Source organism: Pseudomonas sp. Con_6, assembly GCF_059379395.1.
In genome coordinates, this window is record NZ_CM182011.1 from 87,573 (window position 1) to 109,590 (window position 22,018).

The following is a 22,018-nucleotide window of genomic DNA, read 5'->3' on the forward strand; positions in this document are numbered from 1 at the left end:
ACCCGCGATTACGGTAGTGGATTCACCGACGCAATCGCGGGTGAACCCGCTCCCACAGGGTTCGCGGTGAATTCAGTTGCCGGCTTTTTCCAGCTTCTTCAAAAACACCACCATCTCCTTCTCGGCCTGCTTGTCCCCATGAGCCTGCGCCGCCACGATGCCCCGCTCCCAGGCCTCCCGGGCAGCAGAGTTATCCCCAGCCGCCACCCACGCCTTGCCCAACAGCTTCCACGCCGCCGAATACTTCGGATCCAGCTCCACACACCGCGCCAGATGCACCGCCGCCTGCGCCCCATTCCCCTCATCCAGCCACGACTTGCCCAGGCCAAACCGCAACAGGGCGTTATCCACACCCTTGGCCAGCATCTTTTCCAGCGATTCGCGCATCACGCCACTCCTCTCAGAAGAACGTCAGGCCGACGTGGAACAGCTTCTCCACGTCACGGATGTACTTTTTATCCACAACGAAGAGGATCACGTGGTCGCCGCTCTGGATCACCGTGTCGTCGTGGGCGATCAGCACTTCCTCGTCGCGGATGATCGCGCCGATGGTGGTACCAGGTGGCAGGTTGATGTCCTCGATGGCCTTGCCCACCACCTTGCTCGACTTCGAGTCACCATGGGCAATCGCCTCGATCGCCTCCGCCGCCCCCCGGCGCAACGAGTGCACGCTGACGATATCGCCGCGACGCACGTGGGCCAGCAAGGTGCCGATGGTGGCCAGTTGGGGGCTGATGGCGATATCGATCTCGCCACCCTGCACCAGGTCGACATAGGCCGGGTTGTTGATGATGGTCATCACCTTGCGCGCGCCCAGGCGCTTGGCCAGCAGCGAGGACATGATGTTGGCCTCGTCGTCGTTGGTCAGGGCCAGGAAGATGTCGGCGTCGGCGATGTTCTCTTCCAGCAGCAGGTCGCGGTCCGAGGCACTGCCCTGCAGCACCACGGTGCTGTCGAGGTTGTCCGAGAGATAGCGGCAGCGCGCCGGGTTCATTTCGATGATCTTCACCTGGTAGCGGCTCTCGATGGCCTCGGCCAGGCGTTCGCCGATCTGCCCGCCGCCGGCGATGACCACGCGCTTGTTGGTCTCGTCGAGTCGCCGCAGCTCGCCCATCACCGCCCGGATATGGGCCTTGGCGGCGATGAAGAAGACCTCGTCGTCGGCCTCGATCACCGTATCGCCCTGGGGCAGGATAGGCCGGTCGCGGCGGAAGATCGCCGCCACCCGGGTATCCACGTTGGGCATGTGCGCGCGGATCTGGCGCAGTTGCTGGCCCACCAGCGGCCCACCGTAGTAGGCCTTGACCGCCACCAGTTGGGCCTTGCCCTCGGCGAAGTCGATCACCTGCAGGGCGCCGGGTTGTTCGATCAGGCGCTTGATGTAGTGGGTCACCACCTGTTCCGGGCTGATCAGCACGTCCACCGGGATGGCTTCATTGTCGAACAGGCCGGCGCGGGTCAGGTAGGCCGACTCGCGCACCCGGGCGATCTTGGTCGGGGTGTGGAACAGGGTGTGGGCGACCTGGCAGGCGACCATGTTGGTCTCGTCGCTGTTGGTCACCGCCACCAGCATGTCGGCATCGTCGGCTCCGGCCTGGCGCAGGATGGTCGGGAACGAGGCGCGGCCCTGGACGGTGCGGATGTCCAGGCGGTCGCCCAGGTCACGCAGGCGGTCGCCATCGGTGTCCACCACGGTGATGTCGTTGGCTTCGCTGGCCAGGTGTTCGGCCAGCGTGCCGCCGACCTGCCCCGCGCCAAGGATGATGATCTTCATCCGCTGTCCCCTTCCCTAATTCCTGTTAGCCGCGCGAGGCGGCGATCTTGATCAGCTTGGCGTAGTAGAAACCGTCGTGGCCGCCTTCCTGGGCGAGCAACTGGCGACCGTGGGGCTGGCGGATGCCGGCGTCGGTAGCCAGGTCCAGCTCACGGGCGCCGGGGGTACGGGCGAGGAAGGCCGCGATCACCTCGGTGTTTTCCGTGGGCAGGGTCGAGCAGGTGGCGTAGAGCAGCATGCCGCCCACTTCCAGGGTCGGCCAGAGGGCGTCGAGCAGTTCGCCCTGGAGGCTGGCGAGGGCCGCGATGTCGTCGGCCTGGCGGGTCAGCTTGATGTCCGGATGGCGGCGGATCACGCCGGTGGCCGAGCACGGTGCGTCGAGCAGGATGCGCTGGAAGGTCTTGCCGTCCCACCAGTTGATGGTGTCGCGGGCGTCGCAGGCGATCAGCTGGGCGTCGAGGCCGAGGCGGTCGAGGTTCTCGCGGACCCGGGTCAGGCGCTTGGCTTCCAGGTCGATGGCGACCACGCCGGCCAGCTTCGGCTCGGCTTCCAGCAGATGGCAGGTCTTGCCGCCGGGGGCGCAGCAGGCGTCCAGCACCCGTTGGCCGGGGGCCAGCTCCAGCAGGTCGGCGGCCAGTTGCGCGGCTTCGTCCTGGACGCTGATCCAGCCTTGCTCGAAGCCCGGCAGGTTGCGCACGTCGCAGGCTTCTGCGAGGAGGATGCCATCGCGACTGAACTGGCACGGCGCGGCCTCGATGCCGGCTTCACGCAGCAGGTCGAGGTAGGCGTCGCGGCTGTGATGGCGGCGGTTGACCCGCAGGATCATCGGCGGATGAGCGTTGTTGGCGGCGCAGATGGCTTCCCACTGCTCCGGCCAGAAGGCCTTCAGCGACTTCTGCAGCCAGCGCGGGTGGGCGGTGCGTACCACCGGGTCGCGTTCCATCTCGGCCAGCAGGTCGTTGCCCTCGCGCTGGGCGCGGCGCAGCACGGCGTTGAGCAGGCCCTTGGCCCAGGGCTTCTTCAGCTTGTCGGCGCAGCCCACGGTTTCGCCGATGGCGGCGTGCTCCGGGACGCGGGTGTAGAACAGCTGGTACAGGCCCACCAGCAGCAACGCCTGGACATCGGCGTCGGCTGCCTTGAATGGTTTCTGCAACAGGCGCTCGGCCAGCGCTGACAGGCGTGGCTGCCAGCGCGCGGTGCCGAAGGCGAGGTCCTGGGTCAGGCCGCGGTCGCGGGCTTCGACTTTGTCCAGTTGCGTCGGCAGCGAACTGTTCAGCGAGGCCTTGCCGCTGAGTACGGCGGCAAGGGCCCGGGCGGCGGCCAGACGTGGGTTCATTGGCCAAGTACCGTGCCGGGGGTGAATTTCTCGCGACGGCTGTTGAACAGGTCGCTGAAGTTCAGCGCCTTGCCGCCGGGCAGTTGCAGACGGGTCAGGCACAGCGCGCCTTCGCCACAGGCGACGATCAGGCCGTCCTTGCTCGCGCAGAGGATTTCACCCGGCGCGCCCTTGCCCTCGGCGAGGGCCGCGGCCAGCACCTTCAGGGCTTCGCCGCCGAGCGTGCTGTGGCAGATCGGCCACGGATTGAAGGCACGCACCAGGCGTTCCAGCTCGACCGCCGGACGGTTCCAGTCGATGCGCGCTTCGTCCTTGTTCAGCTTGTGTGCATAAGTCGCCAGGGCGTCGTCTTGCACTTCGCCGTGCAAGGTGCCGGCATCGAGACCGGCGATGGCTTGCAGCACCGCCGGCGGGCCCAGTTCGGCAAGACGGTCATGCAGGCTGCCGCCAGTGTCTTCGGCGCTGATGGGCGTGCTCACTTTGAGCAGCATCGGGCCGGTGTCGAGACCCGCCTCCATGCGCATCACGGTGACGCCGCTCTCGGCATCGCCCGCCTCCACCGCGCGCTGGATCGGCGCGGCCCCGCGCCAGCGTGGCAGCAGCGAGGCGTGGCTGTTGATGCAGCCGTGTTTCGGAATATCCAGCACCACCTGCGGCAGGATCAGGCCGTAGGCCACCACCACCATCAGATCCGGTTGCAGCGCGGCCAGCTCGGCTTGCGCCTCAGGGTTGCGCAGGGTCGGCGGTTGCAGCACCGGGATGCCGTTGTCCACAGCCAGTTGCTTGACCGGGCTCGGCATCAGCTTCTGCCCGCGCCCGGCCGGACGGTCCGGCTGGGTGTAGACGGCGATGATTTCGTGCTGGCTGGCCAGCAGGGCCTTGAGGTGTTCGGCGGCGAACTCGGGGGTGCCCGCGAAGACGATGCGCATGCAGTTCTCGCTTAAAAGAAAAAAGGCTTGCCGGAGCAAGCCTTCTGGAGTGAGGAGGATCAAGCTTGCTGGCGGTGCTGCTTTTCCAGCTTCTTCTTGATGCGGTCGCGTTTGAGGTTCGACAGGTAGTCGACGAACAGCTTGCCGTTGAGGTGGTCGCATTCGTGCTGGATGCATACGGCGAGCAGGCCTTCGGCGATCAGTTCGAACGGCTTGCCATCGCGGTCCAGGGCCTTGACCCGGACCTGCAGCGGACGGTCGACGTTCTCGTAGAACCCTGGGACCGACAGGCAACCTTCCTGGTATTGGCCCATGTCGCGGGTCAACTCTTCCAGCTCGGGGTTGATGAACACCCGCGGCTCGCTGCGATCTTCGCTGAGGTCCATGACCACCACGCGCTTGTGCACGTTGACCTGGGTCGCGGCGAGGCCGATGCCGGGGGCTTCGTACATGGTTTCGAACATGTCATCCACCAACTGGCGGATGGCGTCGTCGACTTCCGTCACCGGTTTGGCGATGGTGCGAAGGCGCGAGTCCGGGAATTCGAGGATGTTCAGAATGGCCATAGGCGTATGAGCTGCACTGTGCGATGTGTGACAAACATGAATGCACATAATAAAGGGATTCGGCGCGTTCGGCACCTGTGAAAAGGTCGGCTAGGGTTGAAAAACCGGCTGTCGACGGCTCTTCGGAGGAGAGTTGTCAAAGCATTATCAACAGAGTTATCCACAGGTTGTAAAGGGTGGAGGCTCCCCGAAAGATCAAGGATGGTCTTATGTCTTGCGCTGAATTTCCTGCCTGCCCGCCTGCCGAACTGGAGGCGCGCTTGCGGTTGCAGCAGTTGCCCGAGATCGGTCCGCGGCGCTTCCTGAAACTGATCCAGGCTTTTGCTGGCGCCTCGTCCGCGCTTAGCGCCCCGGCCTCGGCATGGCTGGCGCTGGGGATGCCGCAGGCCGCCTGCGATGCCCGGCGCAGTACTGCAGTGCGTGACGGCGCCACGGCGGCGATGCGCTGGCTAGAGCGTCCCGGCCAGCATTTGCTGATGTGGGACGACCCCGGCTATCCGGCCCTGCTCGCCGAAATTCCAGACCCGCCGCCTCTGCTGTTCGTCGCCGGTAACGCCGCGCTTGTGGATAAACCCCAGCTGGCGATCGTCGGCAGCCGCCGGGCCACGCCATCCGCCCTGGGCACTGCGGCGGCTTTTTCCCGCAGTCTGGCGAAGGCCGGTTTCGTCATCACCAGTGGCCTCGCCCTGGGTATCGACGGTGTCGCACACCAGGCTGCGATCGATGCGGATGGCGAGACCATCGGTGTGCTCGGCACCGGGCTGGAAAAACTTTATCCACAGCGACACCGCACGCTGGCACGGAGCATGCTGGAAAAGGGTAGTGCGCTGATTTCCGAGTTTCCCCTGGACGCCGGTCCCTTGCCGGGCAACTTTCCCCGGCGCAATCGGATCATCAGTGGGCTCTCGCTGGGTGTGCTGGTGGTGGAGGCCAGCCTCGCCAGCGGTTCGCTGATCACCGCGAAGCTGGCGGCGGAACAGGGCCGCGAGGTGTACGCCATTCCTGGCTCGATCCACCATCCCGGGGCCAAGGGTTGCCACCAACTGATCCGCGATGGCGCGTTGCTGGTGGAAAGCATCGAGCAGATCCTCGACAGCCTGCGCGGCTGGCAGAACCTTTCGCCAGCGCCTGTGGATAAACCCGCTCATCCACTGGTCGCCCTGTTGCTCGCGGCGCCGCAAACCAGCGAAGCTCTCGCAAACAGTAGTGGCCAGCCATTGGCCAAGGTGCTGGCGGCCTTGACCGAGCTGGAGCTGGACGGGCTAGTCTGCAATCAAGCGGGACGTTGGTTTGCCCGCCCTGCCTAAGTAAACTGCGCATCAGCCTTGAAGCGGAGTGAAACGAAAATGGTCAACAGTTGGCGTGCGCAACAAGCCGCGCGGGAAATCCGGGCCGGAGCGGTGATCGCCTATCCGACCGAAGCGGTCTGGGGCCTGGGCTGTGACCCATGGAACGAAGAAGCGGTGGACCGCTTGCTGGCGCTCAAGTCGCGTTCGGTGAACAAGGGCCTGATCCTGATCGCCGACAACATCCGTCAGTTCGACTTCCTGTTCGAAGACTTCCCGGACCTCTGGCTCGACCGCATGGCCAGCACCTGGCCGGGTCCGAACACCTGGCTGGTGCCGCACCAGGGCATGCTGCCGGAGTGGATCACCGGCGTGCACGACACCGTGGCGCTGCGGGTCAGCGATCATCCGCTGGTACGTGACCTGTGTTCGCTGGTGGGGCCGCTGGTGTCCACCTCGGCCAACCCGGCCGGGCGTCCGGCGGCGAAGAGCCGGTTGCGGGTTGAGCAGTATTTCCACGGGCAACTGGATCTGGTCCTGGGAGGGGCCTTGGGTGGGCGGAAGAATCCGAGTGTGATTCGGGATCTGGCGACTGGAGAGATTGTTCGGGCCGGTTGATTTGTGTTGTGGCTGATGGCCTCATCGCGGGCAACGCCCGCTCCCACAGGTATCGCGTACACCGCCGGACCTTGTGGGAGCGGGCGTTGCCCGCGATGAGGCCATCAGCCACACAGCAACACTTCAGGGAATCAGAACAGTCGATCCAACGGTCCGCCGCGCCGACAGCTCTTCCTGCGCCTTGGCCGCCTCCGCCAGCGGATATCGCTGCTGGATATCCACCTTCACTTTCCCGCTAGCAATCACTGCGAACAGCTCATCAGCCATCGCCTGGGTGTTCTGCGCGTTGTTCGCATAGCTGGCCAGCGTCGGCCGGGTCACATACAACGAACCCTTCTGCGCCAGGATCCCCAGGTTCACCCCGCTCACCGCACCTGACGCATTGCCGAAGCTGACCATCAGTCCGCGCGGCGCCAGGCAGTCCAGCGAGGTCAGCCAGGTGTCCTGCCCCACGCCGTCATACACCACCGGGCATTTCTTGCCATCGGTCAGTTCCAGCACCCGCTGCGCCACATCTTCATGGCTGTAGTCGATGGTCGCCCACGCGCCCAGCGCCTTGGCCCGCTCGGCCTTTTCCGCCGAACTTACGGTACCGATCAGCTTCGCGCCAAGAGCCTTGGCCCACTGGCAAGCCAACGACCCGACCCCACCCGCTGCCGCATGAAACAGGATGATCTCGCCCGGCTGCACATCGTAGGTCTGGCGCAGCAGGTACTGCACGGTGAGACCCTTGAGCATCACGGCCGCGGCTTCCTCGAAACTGATGTTCTGCGGCAGCGACACCAGGTTGGCCGCCGGCAGTTCGTGCACTTCGCTGTAGGCACCCAGCGGGCCACCAGCGTAGGCCACGCGGTCACCGACCTTGAAGCGGTTCACGCCCTCGCCCACCGCCTCCACTACCCCGGCACCCTCGGTACCCAGGCCGGACGGCAGCGAAGGCGGCGCATACAGGCCACCGCGGAAATAGGTGTCGATGAAATTCAGACCGATGGCATGGTTGCGCACGCGGACATTGCCCGCTGCGGGCGCCTTGGGTTCGAACTCGACCAGGGTCAGGACCTCGGGGCCGCCATGCTGGCTGAACTGGATACGCTTGGCCATCTGCACTCTCCTTGGACATCGGGGAAAGGGTCTATCGGACGCCTTTTGCTTGACCGCCGTCAACACCGAGGGGCACATGCACGGTGGTATGCTGTGCGCCGAATTTTCCGCCAAGCCCGCTTCAAGGTGACCTGATGACTAGCCGCACCGAGGCCGTGAAAGCCTACCTGCTCGACCTGCAAGACCGGATTTGCGCCGCCCTGGAAAACGAAGACGGCGGTGCGCGTTTCGTCGAGGACGCCTGGACTCGCGAAGCCGGCGGCGGCGGACGGACCCGGGTGATCGGCGACGGCAAGGTCATCGAGAAGGGCGGCGTCAACTTCTCCCATGTCTTCGGCAGCGGCCTGCCGCCGTCCGCCAGCGCCCACCGTCCGGAACTGGCCGGCCGTGGCTTCGAGGCCCTCGGCGTGTCGCTGGTGATTCACCCGCACAACCCGCACGTGCCGACTTCCCACGCCAACGTGCGTTTCTTCATTGCCGAGAAGGACGGCGAGGAAGCGGTCTGGTGGTTCGGCGGTGGCTTCGACCTGACTCCGTACTACGGCAACGAAGAAGACTGCATCCACTGGCACCGTGTCGCCGAACAGGCCTGCGCGCCGTTCGGTGCTGATGTCTACCCGCGCTACAAGGCCTGGTGCGACCGCTACTTCCACCTCAAGCACCGTGGCGAGCCGCGTGGTATCGGCGGCCTGTTCTTCGATGACCTGAACGAATGGGACTTCGACACCTGCTTCGCCTTCATCCGCGCCATCGGCGACGCCTACATCGACGCCTACCTGCCGATCGTCCAGCGCCGCAAGGCCGAGGCGTACACTGCCGAGCAGCGTGAATTCCAGGAATTCCGCCGCGGCCGCTACGTCGAGTTCAACCTGGTCTACGACCGCGGCACCCTGTTCGGCCTGCAGTCCGGCGGGCGTACCGAATCCATCCTCATGTCGCTGCCGCCGCAGGTGCGCTGGGGCTACGACTGGAAGCCGGTACCGGGCAGCGACGAAGCGCGGCTGACCGAATACTTCCTGACGGATCGCGACTGGCTCGGTCTGGACAAGGCCGTACACTGAGCCCATTGTGCTCACCCCGTCTGACCCAGGAAGCGCGTGAATGGACCAGTATGTTGTATTCGGCAATCCCATCGGCCACAGCAAGTCGCCGTTGATCCACCGGCTGTTCGCCGCCCAGACTGGCGAAGAACTGGAATACGACACCCTGCTGGCCCCGCTGGACGACTTCAGCGCCTGCGCCCAGGGCTTCTTCAAGCAGGGGCTGGGTGCCAACGTCACCGTGCCGTTCAAGGAAGAAGCCTTCCGCCTGGTCGACAGCCTCACCCCCCGCGCCCAACGCGCCGGGGCGGTGAACACCCTCACCCGTCTCGATGATGGCCGCCTGCAGGGCGACAACACCGACGGCGCCGGGCTGGTCCGTGACCTCACCGTGAATGCCGGCGTGGAACTGACCGGCAAGCGCATTCTTCTGCTGGGTGCCGGTGGTGCCGTGCGTGGCGTGCTGGAGCCGTTGTTGGCGCACAACCCGGCCTCGCTGGTGATTGCCAACCGCACCGTGGAAAAAGCTGAGCAACTGGCTCGCGAATTCGCCGACCTGGGCCCGGTGGCAGCCAGCGGTTTCAACTGGCTGAAGGAGCCGGTGGACCTGATCATCAACGCCACCTCGGCGAGCCTTGCCGGCGAGCTGCCGCCCATCGACCCGAGCCTGATCATTCCGGGCCAGACCGTGTGCTACGACATGATGTACGGCAAGGAGCCGACGCCGTTCTGCGTCTGGGCCAAAGAGCATGGCGCGGGCAAGGTGCTGGATGGGTTGGGGATGCTGGCGGAGCAGGCGGCGGAAGCGTTCTTCATCTGGCGCGGCGTGCGTCCGGATACGGCGCCGGTGCTGGATGAGCTGCGCCGGCAACTGGCGCGGGCTTGAGTCCTTCTGGATTTCCAGAACCATAGAGGACCTTGTGGGAGCGGGTGAACCCGCTCCCACAAGGTTCCGCTATCAGATCAGCACACTCTGCGTCGACTTCGCCGAGGCGACGACCAGAAATGCCTTGGCGATCCGCATGTACAACAGCGACTCACCGAGCATTTCCTGATGACGCTTCTTGGCGGGCTCGGGAAGCCCCGAGGCGGCGGCAATGGCTTTCATGACGAACTCTTCGGCCTTGAGGATCGCTTCTTCGTGCGATACGCCGGGAGTGATGTAGGCATAGGGTGGATCGGGGACGAGTTTCTTCATGTTCAGTTCTCCAGGGGTAGATAACGGGGAACTGCCAACGCCGCTGTCAAACGGTTGGGTGGCAGCTGTGCATGGGTTGACAGACCAAGGACCCCTGGAGCCCCGGCGCACCGTGAGGTGCCCACACGCACAGCTGCCATAAGCAACTGCGGCACAGGGGATTCAGAGGCGGTCTGTCAAAACCGGTCGTTGATTTGGCAACGACGGACGAAGACTAGGCAGCGTTTCCCCACTACGCAACAGCTGATAAGCCGGCGGAGTATGCTTGGGAAATTGCCTACAAGAAAGCTGGAAATCGGTGAATTTCGTAGCCTGATGCGACCTTGCAGATCATGGCCCGCGTTATCCAGTTGCAGCCATGAACTGATTGAACTACCGAAGTTTCACTCTTCGAAATGAATCGGACACCTCTCCATGCCTTCCAGTTTCTGCAACTCCTCCACCACCTGCGGCCGCGCCCGGCGCAGGGTCAGCCCGCCGCCCTGGCGGCGCAAGCGCCGCGCCTCCTGGTGCAACATCTCCACCCCGGAATAGTCGATGAAGTTGATCTGCCGTGCGTCGATCACCACGTTCAGCGCATTGCAGCGTTGCAGGCGCACTTGCAGGTAGTGGCTGGCGCCGAAGAAGATCGAGCCGCCGACCCGCAACACATCCATTTCCCCTTCCCGCACCTGCTGCACGCGGGGCTGCGAGGTGCGCTTGAGGTAGAAGAACAGCGACGCCAGCACCCCGGCGTAGATCGCCGTCTGCAACTCCAGCAGCAGGGTGGCGCAGAAGGTCAGGGTCATCACCACGAACTCCGGGCGGCTGACCCGGTACAGCGCGCGGATCGCCCGGTGATCCACCAGCCCCCAGCAGATCAGCAGGATGCTGCCGGCCATGGCCGGGATCGGGATATGCGCGATCAACTGCGCGCCAGCGACGGCGAACAGCGCCACCCACAACGCAGAGAACACCCCGGCCAGCGGCGATTGCGCGCCGGCGTCATAGCTCAGCCCGGAGCGGGTGAAGGAGCCCGACGACAGGTAGCCGGAGAACCAGGCACCGACCATGTTCGACAGACCCTGGGCACGGATTTCCTGGTTGGCGTCGATCAGTTGCTCGGAACGGATCGATAGCGAACGGGCAATCGACAGGCTGGTGACCAGGCCGAGCATGCCCACCGCAACGGCGCCGGGCAGCAGGCGCAGGACCAGTTCCAGGTCCCACAGCGGAACCGGGCTCAGGGGGGGCAGCTTGCCGACGAAGGCGGAAACCCGGGCGACATGGCCGAACATCGCCGGCCAGAAGTACGCGAGCAAAGTGGTCCCCAGCAGACTTATCAACAGGGCCGGCCAGCGTGGGCGCAGCAGCTTTATGGCAAGGCCCAGCACCAACGAGGCCAGCCCCAGCAGCAGCGATGGCCAGTCGAGCTCGCCGGCATGGGTCAGCAGGCTTTCCAGGGTTCTCAGCGCTGTCGCCTGGCTCTCCAGGTCGAGGCCCATCAGGCTGGGCAACTGGCCCAGGGCAATGACCACCGCTGCGCCGCAGGTGAAGCCGATCACCACAGAATGGGAGACGAAGTTCACCAGCGCGCCGAAGCGCAGCATGCCCAGCAGCCACTGGAATACGCCGCCGAGGAAAGTCAGCAAGAGGATCAGGGTGATGTAGTCGCCGCTGCCCGGCACGGCCATCGGGCTGACGGCGGCATAGAGGACGATGGAGATGGCGGCGGTCGGCCCGCAGATCAGGTGCCAGGAGGAGCCCCAGAGGCAGGCGATCAGCACCGGGACGATGGCGGCGTAGAGGCCGTATTCGGCGGGCAGGCCGGCGATCAGGGCGTAGGCGATGGACTGCGGCAGGGCCAGGATTGCACCGCTCAGGCCCACCAGCAGGTCGCGGCGCACGCTGGTGCGGGTCTGCCGGGGCAGCCAGCGCAGGAAAGGCAGGAGTCTGTGGCGGTCGGGCCAGGGCATCGGGTCGCTCTTTACCGGTGAGGCTGTCAAGGGTGCGGGGTCTGGTGCGCTACCGCAAGTTCCCTCTCATGGAACAGCACATGACTTATTGATTTAGCGGGGACCTGTGGGAGCGGGTAAACCCGCTCCCACAGGGTATGCGTCGAGTTCTCGACTTGTGTTCCTCCCACACGGGTGGGTTACAGCCGGGCCTTCACCGCCGCCAGGGCGTCGCCGCCGTCGCGGGTACTGACGCCTTGCAGCCAGCCATCCAGCAACGCCGGGTTGGCGCGGATCCAGGCTTTCGCCGCATCGTCATAGCTGACCTTGTTATCCACAACATTGGCCATGATGGTGTTCTCCATCCCCTGGCTGAACGTCAGGTTGCCCAGCAGCCTGGCCACATTCGGACAGGCCTGTGCATAACCCTTGCGAGTCAGGGTGTAGACGCTGCCGCTGCTGCCGAACCACTGCTCGCCACCGGTCAGATAGCGCATCTTCAATTGCACGTTCATCGGGTGCGGCGTCCAGCCGAGAAACACGATCGGTTTATCGCGCTTCACCGCCCGCTGCACCTGGGCCAGCATCGCCTGTTCACTGGACTCCACCAGCTTCCAGCCGCCAAGGTTGAACTCGTTCTTGTCGATGATCGATTGCAACGACAGGTTGGCCGGGGCCCCTGAGCCGATGCCGTAGATCTTGTGATCGAACTCGCCGGCGCGTTTCTGCAGGTCGGCGAAGTCCTTCACGCCGGACTCCCATACCGCCTCCGGCACCGCCAGGGTGAACTCGGTGCCTTCGAGATTGCGCGACAGCCGGTCAACCTCGCCACTGGCGACGAACTTGTCGTGGAAGCCCTGCTGCGCCGGCATCCAGTTGCCGAGGAAGGCGTCGACCAGGCCGTCCTTGAGGCCGCCGTAGATGATCGGCACGGCCAGCGAATCGACCCGCGTCTGGTAGCCCGCGCCTTCCAGCAGGAAGCGCGCGACCGCGTTGGTGGCAGCGATGTCGCTCCAGCCCGGGTCGGCCATCCTGACCATTTCGCACTTGCTGTCGTCGGCCTTCACGGCGCCGACGACCAGGGTAAGAACAACCGCAACAACGCTTGTGGATAACCCTTTCATGCTGCGTCCCTCGAATGATTAACGGGCAGGTTGTGGATAACGCGCCTTGCGCTCCAGATCGTCGAGATCGATGTGGTTGCGCATGTACTGCTGACTGGCATCGACCAGCGGCTGGTGGTCCCAGCTCTTCAGCGTGCCGGTGGCCAAGGCTGCGGCGACGAAACGGCGGCGGCGCTGGCTGGCCAGCACCTGCTCGCGCAGTTGCGGGATGTTCCAGCGCTGACGGCACTCGGCAAGCAATGCCGCGACAAGATCGGCATGCCGTGGACGTTCGGCGAGGTTGTCGAGTTCCTGCGGGTCGGCCTCGACGTCGTAGAGCAGGCAGGGATCGTCCTCGCTGTAGATGAACTTGTACGCGCCGCGACGAATCATCATCAGCGGGCTGATGGTACCTTCGGCCATGTACTCGCCGATCACCTCGTCGTGCCCGCCCTCCCCGTTCAGGTGGCCGAGCAGCGAGCGGCCGTCCAGCGGCAGGTTGGCTTCGACGCTGCCGCCGGCCAGTTCCACCAGGGTCGGCAGCAGGTCGCAGGTGGACACCGAGGCGGTCACCCGCTTCGCCGCGAATTGCCCCGGCGCATGGACCAGTAGCGGCACCCGGGCGGACATCTCGAACCAGTGCATCTTGTACCAGAGCCCGCGCTCGCCAAGCATGTCGCCATGGTCGCCGGAGAACACGATCAGGGTGTCGTCGGCCAGATCGGTTTCTTCCAGGGTCTGCAGAAGCTTGCCGATGTTGTCGTCGATGTAGCTGCACGCGCCGAAATAGGCGCGGCGGGCGTCGCGGACCTTATCCACAGGCAGCGGCTTGTCCCACAGGTCGTAGACCTTGAGCAGGCGCTGCGAGTGCGGGTCCAGTTCGTGCTGGGCGAATGGCACCTTAGGCAGCGGGATCTCGTCGTCGCTGTAGAGGTCCCAGAACTCCCTTGGGATGGTGTACGGGTCGTGGGGGTGGGTCATCGACACGGTGAGACAGAACGGCCGCTCACCGCCCTCGCGGACATGGTCGTAGAGGTACTGGCGGGCCTTGAACACCACCTCCTCGTCGAAATCCAGCTGGTTGGTGCGCACGCAGGGTCCGGCCTGCAGCACTGAGGACATGTTGTGGTACCAGCTCGGGCGCTCGTGCGGCGCATCCCAGTTCACCGCCCAGCCGTAGTCGGCCGGGTAGATGTCGCTGGTCAGGCGTTCCTCGTAGCCGTGCAACTGGTCCGGGCCGCAGAAGTGCATCTTGCCCGACAGCGCCGTGCGGTAGCCGAGGCGGCGCAGGTAGTGGGCGTAGGTGGGAATGTCGGCGGGGAAATCGGCAGCGTTGTCGTAGGCGCCGATCTTGCTCGGTAACTGACCGCTGACCAGGGTGAACCGCGACGGCGCGCACAGTGGGCTGTTGCAGTAGGCGGAATCGAACACCACCGCCTCGGCGGCCAGGCGGCTCAGGTGGGGCATGCGGATCGGCGACGGCGCGTAGATCGGCAACAGCGGCGCGGCCATCTGGTCGGCCATGATGAAGAGGATGTTCTTGCGTTTCATAAGGTCACGGCATTCCATCGTCAGGCATTATGGGATACGGCTGTGGATAAGCCTGTTCCTCAACCGAAATCGGGTAAAGCCTGTGGGCGACAATGACTAGGATTAGCTGAGCTTATGTTTGAAGCACTGGAGGGCATGTCCCTGGACGTGTTGCGTGTGTTCGAGGCCGCGGCGCGTCATCACAGTTTCACCGCGGCGGCGGTCGAGCTGGGCACTACCCAGCCGGCGGTCAGCCAGCAGATCAAGCGCCTGGAAGAGCAGCTCGGCGCGCGCCTGTTCGACCGTATCTACCGCGGGATAGAGCTGACCGAGGCCGGTGTACTGCTGTACGAGCAAGTACACATGGGCATGCTCAATCTCGACGATGGCGTGTCCCAGGTGGCCGGGCGTGGCCAGCATGAAGTGCTGCGGGTGGCCACGGATTTCGCCTTCGCCGCGTACTGGTTGATGCCGCGTCTGCAGCGTTTTCACCAGGCCCATCCGCGGGTCGATGTGAGCCTGGTCACCAGTGAACGTAGCCACGCCATGCTGCGCCCGGACATCGATGTGGCGGTGCTGTTTGGTGACGGACGCTTCCGTCAGGGCGAGGCGCAGTGGTTGTTCGATGAGGAGGTTTTCCCGGTTTGCAGCCCGCGTTTGCTGGGGGAAAGGCCTGTTCCGCTGGCGCCGGAAAGCCTGGCCGAGCTGCCGTTGCTGCACCTGCGCGGCGAGTCGGCGAGCCGCTGGTTCGACTGGAGCGGTGTATTTCGCGAGCTGGGCCTGGCCAGCCCGCCGACCTCCGGACCGCTGCGATTCGACAATTACACCTTGCTCATTCAGGCCGCGATTGCCGGGCAAGGCGTGGCCATCGGCTGGCGCTATCTGGTCGACGCCCTGCTCGACCAAGGCCTGCTGTGCCGGCCTCTGAATGCATCAATTCGTTCCACAAAGGGATACTACGTGGTACGTCCTCCGCGTAAGCGGCGCAACGTACTGATCGAGCGATTCGTCGAGTGGTTGACGGAAGAACAGGCCGGGCAGCTCGTATAGACTGCGGCGCAGCGAGTTGTCGATTTCAGGAGTTCAGCGGTGGAAAGGATCAAGGGCTATCACGCCCACGTGTATTACGACGAGCGCACCTTCGAGCAGGCGCGGGAGTTGTGCGAAGAGACGGCCAAGCTGTTTCCGGTGACCATGGGCCGGATGCACCGCAAGCCGGTGGGGCCACATCCGGACTGGAGTTGCCAGCTGGCGTTCGAGCCGGAGTTGATCGGGGTGGTGTTGCCGTGGCTGGCGTTGTATCGGAAGGGATTGGTGGTGTTCCTGCATCCGCTGACTGGGGATGAGCTGGCGGATCACCGGGATCATGCGATCTGGATGGGGGCTATCCGGCCGCTGGATCTTTCGATCTTCGAGTGAATTCTGGGCATTGATGGTGTTGCTGATGGCCTCATCGCGGGCAACGCCTGCTCCCACAAGGTTTGGCGGTGTGCCAGGACCCTGTGGGAGCGGGCGTTGCCCGCGATGGGGCCATCACTATTTACAAGAAGGTCAGGCCTTGCGTGCGCCGCGTACACCTTCGGCCAGTGCCGAGCACAGCGCCAGGACGTTATCCACAGCCTGCTCCGGGTTGGCAGCGGTGGCGATCTTGTCCACCAGCGCCGACCCCACCACCACACCTTCCGCCAACCGCGCGATCGCCGCAGCCTGCTCCGGCGTACGAATCCCGAACCCAACGCTCACCGGCAGATCGGTATGCCGACGCAGACGCGCCACGGCCTCGGTCACATGCTCGGTGGTCGCCGAACCTGCACCGGTCACACCGGCCACCGACACGTAGTAGACGAAGCCCGAACTGCGCTCCAGCACTCGCGGCAGGCGTACGTCGTCGGTGGTCGGGGTGGTCAGGCGGATGAAGTCGATGCCCGCGGCCTGGGCCGGGGTCGCCAGTTCGGCATCATGCTCTGGCGGCAGGTCGACGATGATCAGGCCATCGACGCCGGCTTCATTGGCCTCGGCCACGAACTTCTCCACGCCAAAGCGATGGATCGGGTTGTAGTAGCCCATCAGCACGATCGGCGTGGTCTGGTTGTCCACACGGAATTCGCGAACCATCTGCAGGGTCTTGGCCAAGGTCTGGCCGGCATCCAGGGCGCGCAGGGTCGCCAGCTGGATGGCCACGCCGTCGGCCATCGGGTCGGTGAACGGCATGCCCAGTTCGATCACGTCGGCACCGGCCGCCGGCAGGCCCTTGAGGATCTTCAGGGAGGCGTCGTAGCCCGGGTCGCCGGCGGTGATGAAGGTCACCAGGGCGGCACGGCCTTCTTGCTTCAGCTCGGAAAAACGTTGTTCGAGACGGCTCATGCCTGCTTCTCCTGCTCTGCGGTCGCGGCCATATGGCTCATTACGGTTTGCATGTCTTTGTCGCCGCGCCCGGACAGGCAGATCACCATCAGGTGGTCCTTGGGCAGGGTCGGTGCGCGCTTGATGGCTTCAGCCAGGGCGTGGGAGCTTTCCAGCGCCGGGATGATGCCTTCCAGGCGGCAGCAGGTGTGGAACGCGCCGAGGGCTTCGTCGTCGGTGATGCTGACGTATTCGACGCGCTTGATCTCATGCAACCAGGAGTGCTCTGGGCCGATGCCCGGGTAGTCGAGGCCGGCGGAAATCGAGTGGGCATCGGTGATCTGGCCGTCCGCGTCCTGCAGCAGGTAGGTGCGGTTGCCGTGCAGCACGCCCGGTACGCCGCCGTTGAGGCTGGCGGCGTGCTTGTCGGTGTCGACGCCGTGGCCGCCGGCTTCGACGCCGATGATCTGCACGCTGGCGTCATCGAGGAAGTCGTGGAACAGGCCCATGGCGTTGGAGCCGCCACCGACGCAGGCGATCAGGCTGTCCGGCAGGCGGCCTTCCTTTTCCTGCAACTGGGCGCGGGTTTCCTTGCCGATGATCGACTGGAAGTCGCGGACCATCGCCGGGTACGGGTGCGGGCCGGCCACGGTGCCGATCAGGTAGAAGGTGTCGTCGACGTTGGTCACCCAGTCGCGCAGCGCTTCGTTCATCGCGTCCTTGAGGGTGCCGGTGCCGGCGGTGACCGGGACGATCTCGGCGCCCAGCAGCTTCATGCGGAACACGTTGGCCTGCTGGCGCTCGATGTCGGTGGCGCCCATGTAGATCACGCAAGGCAGGCCGAAACGGGCGGCGACGGTGGCGGTGGCCACGCCGTGCATGCCGGCGCCGGTTTCGGCGATCAGGCGTTTCTTGCCCATGCGCTTGGCCAGCAGGACCTGGCCGATGCAGTTGTTCACCTTGTGCGCGCCGGTGTGGTTGAGCTCTTCACGCTTGAAGAAGATCTTCGCGCCGCCGCAGTGCTCGGTCAGGCGCTCGGCGAAGTACAGCGGGTTCGGGCGGCCGATATAGTCGCGCTGGAAGTAGGCCAGCTGTTCGAGGAATTCCGGGTCGGCCTTGGCCGCTTCATATTCGCGGGCCAGGTCGAGCACCAGTGGCATCAGGGTTTCGGCGACGTAGCGGCCGCCGAAGGCGCCGAACAGGCCGTTGGCGTCGGGGCCGCTGCGAAGGTTGGTCTGGGTCATGGGTCGCTCCGGTAAGAAGGATTGTTCTGACAATGGGCCTACTCTAACCACGACAGGCCTCGCTGAAAACCGATAAGATCGCCGCAATATGTCAGGAAAACTCACACATCATGTCTCGTGAACTGCCCCCGCTGAATGCCCTTCGCGCCTTCGAGGTGACTGCCCGCCTGGGCAGTGTCAGTCAGGCGGCCGAGCAACTGCACGTGACTCACGGCGCGGTCAGCCGGCAATTGAAAGTGCTGGAAAGCCATCTCGGGGTCAGCCTGTTCGTCAAGGACGGACGCGGCCTCAAACTCACAGATGCCGGCCTGCGCCTGCGGGAAGTCAGCGGCGAGGCGTTCGAGCGCCTGCGCTCGGTCTGCGCCGAGCTGAGCCAGAGCGGTGCGGATGCGCCGTTCGTCCTCGGCTGCTCGGGCAGCCTGCTGGCGCGCTGGTTCATTCCCAGGTTGGGCCGCCTTAACGCCGACCTGCCGGACCTGCGCCTGCACCTGTCCGCCGGTGAAGGCGACCTCGACCCGCGCCGCCCGGGGCTGGATGCGCTGCTGGTGTTCGCCGAGCCGCCGTGGCCGGCGGACATGGAGGTGCATGTGCTGGCGCAGGAATGCGTGGGGCCGGTGCTCAGCCCGCACTTCGCCGGCTTCGAGCGCCTGCGGGACAAACCGGCCAGCGCCCTGCTCGACGAAGCGCTGCTGCACACCACCTCGCGGCCGCAGGCCTGGCCGGACTGGGCGCGGCAACAAGGTATCGAGCCCGGCGCGCTGCACTACGGACAGGCGTTCGAGCATTTGTATTACTTGCTGGAAGCGGCGGGTGCCGGTCTGGGTGTGGCGATCGCGCCGCAATCATTGGTGGCCGACGATCTGAGAAGCGGACGTCTGGCCGCGCCCTGGGGGTTCAGCCCTACCGAGGCGTCACTGGCGCTGTGGGTGCCGCGACGCGCCGCAGACGGGCGCGCCGAGCAGTTGGCGGGATGGTTGCGCGCGGAACTGGCGCAACAGGGCGATCAGTCGCCGCGCTTGCACATCAGGTAAGCAGCCAGAAGGCCGAGGGCGCCGATGGCCACGCCGGCGGTGGTCCAGGGATGTTGCTGGGCATAGTCGCGAGTGGCCAGGCCGGTCTCGCGAGTGCGGGTCTTGACCTCTTCGTACGCATCGCCGAGCAGTTCCCGGGAATGGCGCAGGGCGTTCTCGGCGCTGCCGCGCAGGGCCTTCAGGGTTTTGCGCGATTCGTCCGAGGCATCGTCTTTCAGGCTCTCCAGGGATTTCAGCAGGCTTTCGATTTCCGCTTCCATGCTTTGCAGCGAGGCTTTGCGTAGCGAGCTATTGGCCATGGTGACTCTCCTTCAGGGTTGAGTGAGGTGTGTAGGTTCCGACTCCGGGCCGCCAGGAAAGTGCAGTGCGATCGAACGTTTAGCGCGATGGCGATCTCAGAGGTAAAACGGCCCGGCGCTGCTAGGCTCAATGCGCACAGTCCAGAAGGAGAACAGCGATGTCCGATCATCACACGTACAAGAAGATCGAGCTTGTGGGCTCGTCCCCCACCAGCATCGAGGATGCGATCAACAACGCCCTGGCCGAAGCCGGCAAGAGCATCAAGCACCTGGAATGGTTCGAGGTGGTGGACACCCGCGGGCATATCCGCGACAACAAGGCGGCGCATTTCCAGGTAACCCTGAAAGTCGGGTTCCGCATCGCCAACAGTTGAAATGATTGAGCGGTTACATAGGCAAGGCTTCGAGGGGGACTCGGGGCCTTTGTCGTTTTGATCCAACAAGGAGAGCGATCAATGAAGCAGGTGATTCTGGCGGTAGCACTGATGGGCCTGGCCGGCGGCGCGTTTGCGGCGGGCAAGCCGTGTGAAGAGCTGAAGAGCGAGATTGCGGCCAAGCTGGATGCGAAGGGGGTGAAGCATTATTCGCTGGAGGTGGTGAACCGCGATGCCGGTGGCGGGCATGTGGTGGGGACCTGTGAGGCTGGCACCAAGGAAATCGTCTACAAGCGCGGTTGATCTTTCGGGCCTCATCGCTGGCAAGCCAGCTCCCACAAGGACCGCATGCACCGCGGACCCTGTGGGAGCTGGCTTGCCAGCGATTGCGGTCTAACTGCCCAGCACGGTCTGGGCCATCAGTTCATATGAGCGCACCCGGTCCGCATGGTCATACAGATCCGAGGTGAAGATCAGCTCATCCGCCCCGGTCTGCTCCAGCAACACTTCCAGCTTGGCCTTCACCTTCGCCGGACTGCCGATCATCGCCAGGCCGAGGAAATCCCCCACCGCGTCCCGTTCATGGGGCAGCCACAGCCCGTTCATGCTTTCCACCGGCGGCTTCTGCATCAGGCTCTGGCCGCGCATCAGCGCCAGGATGCGCTGGTACACCGAGGTCGCCAGGTACTCTGCCTGCTCGTCGGTCTCCGCCACCACCATCGGCACACCGAGCATCACGTACGGCGCATCGAGCACTGCCGACGGCTTGAAGTGGTTGCGATACACCCGGATCGCCTCGTGCATGAAGCGCGGCGCGAAGTGCGAGGCGAAGGCATAGGGCAAGCCCAACTGCCCGGCCAACTGGGCACTGAACAGGCTGGAACCGAGCAGCCAGATCGGCACATTGGTGTCATGCCCGGGCACGGCGATCACTTTTTGATCAGGGGTGCGCGGGCCGAGGTAGCGCATCAGCTCGAGCACGTCGTCCGGGAAATCGTCGGCGCTACCAGAACGCTCGCGACGCAGGGCGCGGGCGGTCATCTGGTCGGAACCCGGGGCGCGGCCCAGGCCCAGTTCGATGCGACCGGGGTAAAGACTGGCGAGGGTACCGAACTGCTCGGCGATCACCAGCGGCGCATGGTTGGGCAACATCACGCCGCCGGAGCCGAGGCGGATGGTCGAGGTGCCACCGGCCAGGTAACCCAGCAGCACCGAGGTGGCTGAACTGGCGATGCCATCCATGTTGTGGTGCTCGGCCACCCAGAAGCGGTGATAGCCGAAGCGTTCGGCATGTCGCGCCAGGTCCAGCGAGTTGCGCAGGGCCTGCGCCGGGCCGCCGTCCTGGCGCACCGGCACCAGGTCGAGGGTGGAAATCTTGATGTCCGTGAGTCGCTTCATGGAGTCTCCAAGGCAAACGAAAGCCGCCGGAATGGGCAGCCTGATGGTGCTTCTGTGGGGGCACTTGCCGGGGAATCAATCCCCGGGGCGACAAACCGGCTGAACTTGCCCGCAGGCCGGGCCTCTGAAATCAGGAACGGCGCCCACAGCGCCGGCAACCCGAGGAGGCATCATGAAAAAGACAGCATCGGCGCACTGGGAAGGCGGTCTTAAGGATGGCAAGGGCCATATTTCCACGGAGAGCGGCGCGCTCAAGCAGATTCCCTACGGCTTCAACACCCGCTTCGAAGGCACGCCGGGCAGCAACCCGGAAGAACTGATCGGCGCTGCCCACGCCGGTTGTTTCTCCATGGCGCTGTCGATGATCCTCGGCGAGGCCGGCTTCAAGGCCGAGAGCATCGACACCACCGCTGAAGTCACGTTGGACAAGCAACCCGACGGCTTCGCCATCACCGCCGTGCACCTGATTCTCAAGGCCAAGGTGCCCGGTGCCAGCGATCAGCAGTTCCAGGAACTGGCCAACAAGGCCAAGGCCGGCTGCCCGGTGTCCAAGGTGCTCAACGCGAAGATCAGCCTGGACGCCACGCTGCAGTCGTGAACGGTTGGTAGCAGAACCATGGCATGCTCCTTCGGTCCAACGTTCGTTGGCTGAAGTTCTCTTGCCACGAGGAAACTGCTCATGATCCGTAGTGCAATTGCTGTGCTGGTTTCGTTATTGGCGGTCAACGCCTTTGCCGCGCCCAAGCCGTGCGAGGAATTGAAGGCTGAAATCGAGGCCAAGATCCAGGCCCGCGGGGTGACGTCCTACACCCTGGAAATCGTGCCCAACAGCGAAGTCCACGACCAGAACATGGTCGTGGGCAGCTGTGAAGGCGGTACCAAGAAGATCATCTACCAGCGTAACGACCGTTGAT

At 64.7% G+C, this 22,018-nt stretch carries 25 protein-coding genes; 11 read left to right on the forward strand and 14 right to left on the reverse strand.

Features of this window, described 5'->3' with window-relative positions:
* Positions 1-72 precede the first annotated feature (72 nt).
* The 5 genes from AC5QPF_RS00400 to def are packed head-to-tail and all read right to left on the reverse strand — an operon-like array spanning position 73 to position 4,605.
* Positions 73-387, reverse strand: a complete 315-nt coding sequence (locus AC5QPF_RS00400) for a tetratricopeptide repeat protein (RefSeq protein ID WP_494961526.1) — start codon at positions 385-387, stop codon at positions 73-75.
* A 13-nt stretch (positions 388-400) separates the two neighbouring features.
* The gene (trkA, locus tag AC5QPF_RS00405) at positions 401-1,774 is read right to left on the reverse strand and encodes a Trk system potassium transporter TrkA (protein ID WP_494961527.1); all 1,374 of its coding nucleotides are present in this window, start codon (positions 1,772-1,774) and stop codon (positions 401-403) included.
* Positions 1,775-1,799: 25 nt separating this feature from the next.
* On the reverse strand, positions 1,800-3,110 hold the full coding sequence (gene rsmB, locus AC5QPF_RS00410) for a 16S rRNA (cytosine(967)-C(5))-methyltransferase RsmB (protein ID WP_494961528.1): 1,311 nt from the start codon (positions 3,108-3,110) through the stop codon (positions 1,800-1,802).
* A complete protein-coding gene (gene fmt / locus AC5QPF_RS00415; RefSeq protein WP_494961529.1) occupies positions 3,107-4,039 on the reverse strand; it encodes a methionyl-tRNA formyltransferase in 933 nt (310 codons plus the stop codon). The genes rsmB and fmt overlap by 4 nt, the downstream gene beginning before the upstream one ends.
* Positions 4,040-4,098: 59 nt before the next feature.
* The gene (def, locus tag AC5QPF_RS00420; RefSeq protein WP_330072921.1) at positions 4,099-4,605 is read right to left on the reverse strand and encodes a peptide deformylase; all 507 of its coding nucleotides are present in this window, start codon (positions 4,603-4,605) and stop codon (positions 4,099-4,101) included.
* A 209-nt stretch (positions 4,606-4,814) separates the two neighbouring features.
* Between def and dprA the strand changes: the two genes are divergently transcribed.
* The gene (gene dprA / locus AC5QPF_RS00425) at positions 4,815-5,912 is read left to right on the forward strand and encodes a DNA-processing protein DprA (RefSeq protein ID WP_494961530.1); all 1,098 of its coding nucleotides are present in this window, start codon (positions 4,815-4,817) and stop codon (positions 5,910-5,912) included.
* 39 nt (positions 5,913-5,951) lie between these two features.
* Complete coding sequence (gene tsaC, locus AC5QPF_RS00430) at positions 5,952-6,509, forward strand: L-threonylcarbamoyladenylate synthase type 1 TsaC (protein ID WP_494961531.1); 558 nt, start codon at positions 5,952-5,954, stop codon at positions 6,507-6,509.
* A 123-nt stretch (positions 6,510-6,632) separates the two neighbouring features.
* Here tsaC and AC5QPF_RS00435 read toward each other — a convergent pair whose 3' ends face one another.
* Entirely contained in the window at positions 6,633-7,610 is a 978-nt protein-coding gene (locus AC5QPF_RS00435) for an NADPH:quinone reductase (RefSeq protein WP_494961532.1), read from the reverse strand.
* A gap of 134 nt (positions 7,611-7,744) precedes the next feature.
* On the opposite strand from AC5QPF_RS00435, the gene hemF reads away from it, so the two are divergent.
* Both hemF and aroE read left to right on the forward strand, forming a co-directional pair.
* Positions 7,745-8,671 (forward strand): oxygen-dependent coproporphyrinogen oxidase, encoded by a 927-nt coding sequence (gene hemF / locus AC5QPF_RS00440; protein ID WP_494961533.1) that lies wholly within the window; start codon positions 7,745-7,747, stop codon positions 8,669-8,671.
* A 40-nt stretch (positions 8,672-8,711) separates the two neighbouring features.
* A complete protein-coding gene (gene aroE, locus AC5QPF_RS00445; RefSeq protein WP_494961534.1) occupies positions 8,712-9,536 on the forward strand; it encodes a shikimate dehydrogenase in 825 nt (274 codons plus the stop codon).
* 72 nt (positions 9,537-9,608) lie between these two features.
* Here aroE and AC5QPF_RS00450 read toward each other — a convergent pair whose 3' ends face one another.
* The 4 genes from AC5QPF_RS00450 to betC all read right to left on the reverse strand — a co-directional run bounded on the left by AC5QPF_RS00450 (position 9,609) and on the right by betC (position 14,436).
* Entirely contained in the window at positions 9,609-9,848 is a 240-nt protein-coding gene (locus AC5QPF_RS00450; protein WP_494961535.1) for a hypothetical protein, read from the reverse strand.
* A 383-nt stretch (positions 9,849-10,231) separates the two neighbouring features.
* On the reverse strand, positions 10,232-11,803 hold the full coding sequence (locus tag AC5QPF_RS00455; protein ID WP_494961536.1) for a SulP family inorganic anion transporter: 1,572 nt from the start codon (positions 11,801-11,803) through the stop codon (positions 10,232-10,234).
* Positions 11,804-11,982: 179 nt separating this feature from the next.
* Positions 11,983-12,906: a choline ABC transporter substrate-binding protein gene (choX, locus tag AC5QPF_RS00460; RefSeq protein ID WP_494961537.1), complete on the reverse strand. Its 924-nt coding sequence runs from the start codon at positions 12,904-12,906 to the stop codon at positions 11,983-11,985.
* An 18-nt stretch (positions 12,907-12,924) separates the two neighbouring features.
* Positions 12,925-14,436: a choline-sulfatase gene (betC, locus tag AC5QPF_RS00465; protein ID WP_494961538.1), complete on the reverse strand. Its 1,512-nt coding sequence runs from the start codon at positions 14,434-14,436 to the stop codon at positions 12,925-12,927.
* 114 nt (positions 14,437-14,550) lie between these two features.
* Here betC and AC5QPF_RS00470 point away from each other — a divergent pair, with 114 nt between their 5' ends.
* Positions 14,551-15,465 carry a choline sulfate utilization transcriptional regulator gene (locus AC5QPF_RS00470; protein ID WP_494961539.1) on the forward strand — a complete coding sequence of 305 codons (915 nt, stop codon included), beginning with the start codon at positions 14,551-14,553 and terminating at the stop codon, positions 15,463-15,465.
* Between the two features lie 39 nt (positions 15,466-15,504).
* Positions 15,505-15,834, forward strand: coding sequence for a DOPA 4,5-dioxygenase family protein (locus tag AC5QPF_RS00475; protein ID WP_494961540.1), 330 nt, complete (start codon positions 15,505-15,507; stop codon positions 15,832-15,834).
* A gap of 132 nt (positions 15,835-15,966) precedes the next feature.
* Here AC5QPF_RS00475 and trpA read toward each other — a convergent pair whose 3' ends face one another.
* Both trpA and trpB read right to left on the reverse strand, forming a co-directional pair.
* On the reverse strand, positions 15,967-16,779 hold the full coding sequence (gene trpA, locus AC5QPF_RS00480; protein WP_494961541.1) for a tryptophan synthase subunit alpha: 813 nt from the start codon (positions 16,777-16,779) through the stop codon (positions 15,967-15,969).
* On the reverse strand, positions 16,776-18,002 hold the full coding sequence (trpB, locus tag AC5QPF_RS00485) for a tryptophan synthase subunit beta (RefSeq protein WP_458979812.1): 1,227 nt from the start codon (positions 18,000-18,002) through the stop codon (positions 16,776-16,778). Before trpB ends, trpA begins: the two co-directional genes overlap by 4 nt.
* A 110-nt stretch (positions 18,003-18,112) precedes the next feature.
* Between trpB and AC5QPF_RS00490 the strand changes: the two genes are divergently transcribed.
* The gene (locus AC5QPF_RS00490; RefSeq protein WP_494961542.1) at positions 18,113-19,033 is read left to right on the forward strand and encodes a LysR substrate-binding domain-containing protein; all 921 of its coding nucleotides are present in this window, start codon (positions 18,113-18,115) and stop codon (positions 19,031-19,033) included.
* Here the strand turns inward: AC5QPF_RS00490 and AC5QPF_RS00495 are convergent.
* Positions 19,006-19,332: a DUF883 family protein gene (locus AC5QPF_RS00495; protein WP_494961543.1), complete on the reverse strand. Its 327-nt coding sequence runs from the start codon at positions 19,330-19,332 to the stop codon at positions 19,006-19,008. The two genes, AC5QPF_RS00490 and AC5QPF_RS00495, sit on opposite strands and share 28 nt — an antisense overlap.
* A gap of 158 nt (positions 19,333-19,490) precedes the next feature.
* Between AC5QPF_RS00495 and AC5QPF_RS00500 the strand changes: the two genes are divergently transcribed.
* Positions 19,491-19,706, forward strand: a complete 216-nt coding sequence (locus AC5QPF_RS00500; protein ID WP_042121737.1) for a dodecin — start codon at positions 19,491-19,493, stop codon at positions 19,704-19,706.
* A gap of 81 nt (positions 19,707-19,787) precedes the next feature.
* Positions 19,788-20,009 carry a DUF1161 domain-containing protein gene (locus AC5QPF_RS00505; protein WP_494961544.1) on the forward strand — a complete coding sequence of 74 codons (222 nt, stop codon included), beginning with the start codon at positions 19,788-19,790 and terminating at the stop codon, positions 20,007-20,009.
* Positions 20,010-20,099: 90 nt separating this feature from the next.
* On the opposite strand, the gene AC5QPF_RS00510 is transcribed toward AC5QPF_RS00505, so the two are convergent.
* The gene (locus AC5QPF_RS00510) at positions 20,100-21,104 is read right to left on the reverse strand and encodes an MsnO8 family LLM class oxidoreductase (protein ID WP_494961545.1); all 1,005 of its coding nucleotides are present in this window, start codon (positions 21,102-21,104) and stop codon (positions 20,100-20,102) included.
* Between the two features lie 172 nt (positions 21,105-21,276).
* On the opposite strand from AC5QPF_RS00510, the gene AC5QPF_RS00515 reads away from it, so the two are divergent.
* Positions 21,277-21,702, forward strand: a complete 426-nt coding sequence (locus AC5QPF_RS00515) for an OsmC family peroxiredoxin (RefSeq protein ID WP_494961546.1) — start codon at positions 21,277-21,279, stop codon at positions 21,700-21,702.
* Between the two features lie 81 nt (positions 21,703-21,783).
* Complete coding sequence (locus tag AC5QPF_RS00520) at positions 21,784-22,017, forward strand: DUF1161 domain-containing protein (protein ID WP_494961547.1); 234 nt, start codon at positions 21,784-21,786, stop codon at positions 22,015-22,017.
* The last annotated feature ends 1 nt before the right edge of the window (position 22,018 follow it).

Bases quoted from the DNA above. Each gene is read 5' to 3' on its own strand.
- AC5QPF_RS00400 (WP_494961526.1), bottom strand. From the start codon at position 387: ATGCGCGAATCGCTGGAAAAGATGCTGGCCAAGGGTGTGGATAACGCC.
- trkA (WP_494961527.1), bottom strand. From the start codon at position 1,774: ATGAAGATCATCATCCTTGGCGCGGGGCAGGTCGGCGGCACGCTGGCC.
- rsmB (WP_494961528.1), bottom strand. From the start codon at position 3,110: ATGAACCCACGTCTGGCCGCCGCCCGGGCCCTTGCCGCCGTACTCAGC.
- fmt (WP_494961529.1), bottom strand. From the start codon at position 4,039: ATGCGCATCGTCTTCGCGGGCACCCCCGAGTTCGCCGCCGAACACCTC.
- def (WP_330072921.1), bottom strand. From the start codon at position 4,605: ATGGCCATTCTGAACATCCTCGAATTCCCGGACTCGCGCCTTCGCACC.
- dprA (WP_494961530.1), top strand. From the start codon at position 4,815: ATGTCTTGCGCTGAATTTCCTGCCTGCCCGCCTGCCGAACTGGAGGCG.
- tsaC (WP_494961531.1), top strand. From the start codon at position 5,952: ATGGTCAACAGTTGGCGTGCGCAACAAGCCGCGCGGGAAATCCGGGCC.
- AC5QPF_RS00435 (WP_494961532.1), bottom strand. From the start codon at position 7,610: ATGGCCAAGCGTATCCAGTTCAGCCAGCATGGCGGCCCCGAGGTCCTG.
- hemF (WP_494961533.1), top strand. From the start codon at position 7,745: ATGACTAGCCGCACCGAGGCCGTGAAAGCCTACCTGCTCGACCTGCAA.
- aroE (WP_494961534.1), top strand. From the start codon at position 8,712: ATGGACCAGTATGTTGTATTCGGCAATCCCATCGGCCACAGCAAGTCG.
- AC5QPF_RS00450 (WP_494961535.1), bottom strand. From the start codon at position 9,848: ATGAAGAAACTCGTCCCCGATCCACCCTATGCCTACATCACTCCCGGC.
- AC5QPF_RS00455 (WP_494961536.1), bottom strand. From the start codon at position 11,803: ATGCCCTGGCCCGACCGCCACAGACTCCTGCCTTTCCTGCGCTGGCTG.
- choX (WP_494961537.1), bottom strand. From the start codon at position 12,906: ATGAAAGGGTTATCCACAAGCGTTGTTGCGGTTGTTCTTACCCTGGTC.
- betC (WP_494961538.1), bottom strand. From the start codon at position 14,436: ATGAAACGCAAGAACATCCTCTTCATCATGGCCGACCAGATGGCCGCG.
- AC5QPF_RS00470 (WP_494961539.1), top strand. From the start codon at position 14,551: ATGTTTGAAGCACTGGAGGGCATGTCCCTGGACGTGTTGCGTGTGTTC.
- trpA (WP_494961541.1), bottom strand. From the start codon at position 16,779: ATGAGCCGTCTCGAACAACGTTTTTCCGAGCTGAAGCAAGAAGGCCGT.
- trpB (WP_458979812.1), bottom strand. From the start codon at position 18,002: ATGACCCAGACCAACCTTCGCAGCGGCCCCGACGCCAACGGCCTGTTC.
- AC5QPF_RS00490 (WP_494961542.1), top strand. From the start codon at position 18,113: ATGTCTCGTGAACTGCCCCCGCTGAATGCCCTTCGCGCCTTCGAGGTG.
- AC5QPF_RS00495 (WP_494961543.1), bottom strand. From the start codon at position 19,332: ATGGCCAATAGCTCGCTACGCAAAGCCTCGCTGCAAAGCATGGAAGCG.
- AC5QPF_RS00500 (WP_042121737.1), top strand. From the start codon at position 19,491: ATGTCCGATCATCACACGTACAAGAAGATCGAGCTTGTGGGCTCGTCC.
- AC5QPF_RS00505 (WP_494961544.1), top strand. From the start codon at position 19,788: ATGAAGCAGGTGATTCTGGCGGTAGCACTGATGGGCCTGGCCGGCGGC.
- AC5QPF_RS00510 (WP_494961545.1), bottom strand. From the start codon at position 21,104: ATGAAGCGACTCACGGACATCAAGATTTCCACCCTCGACCTGGTGCCG.
- AC5QPF_RS00515 (WP_494961546.1), top strand. From the start codon at position 21,277: ATGAAAAAGACAGCATCGGCGCACTGGGAAGGCGGTCTTAAGGATGGC.
- AC5QPF_RS00520 (WP_494961547.1), top strand. From the start codon at position 21,784: ATGATCCGTAGTGCAATTGCTGTGCTGGTTTCGTTATTGGCGGTCAAC.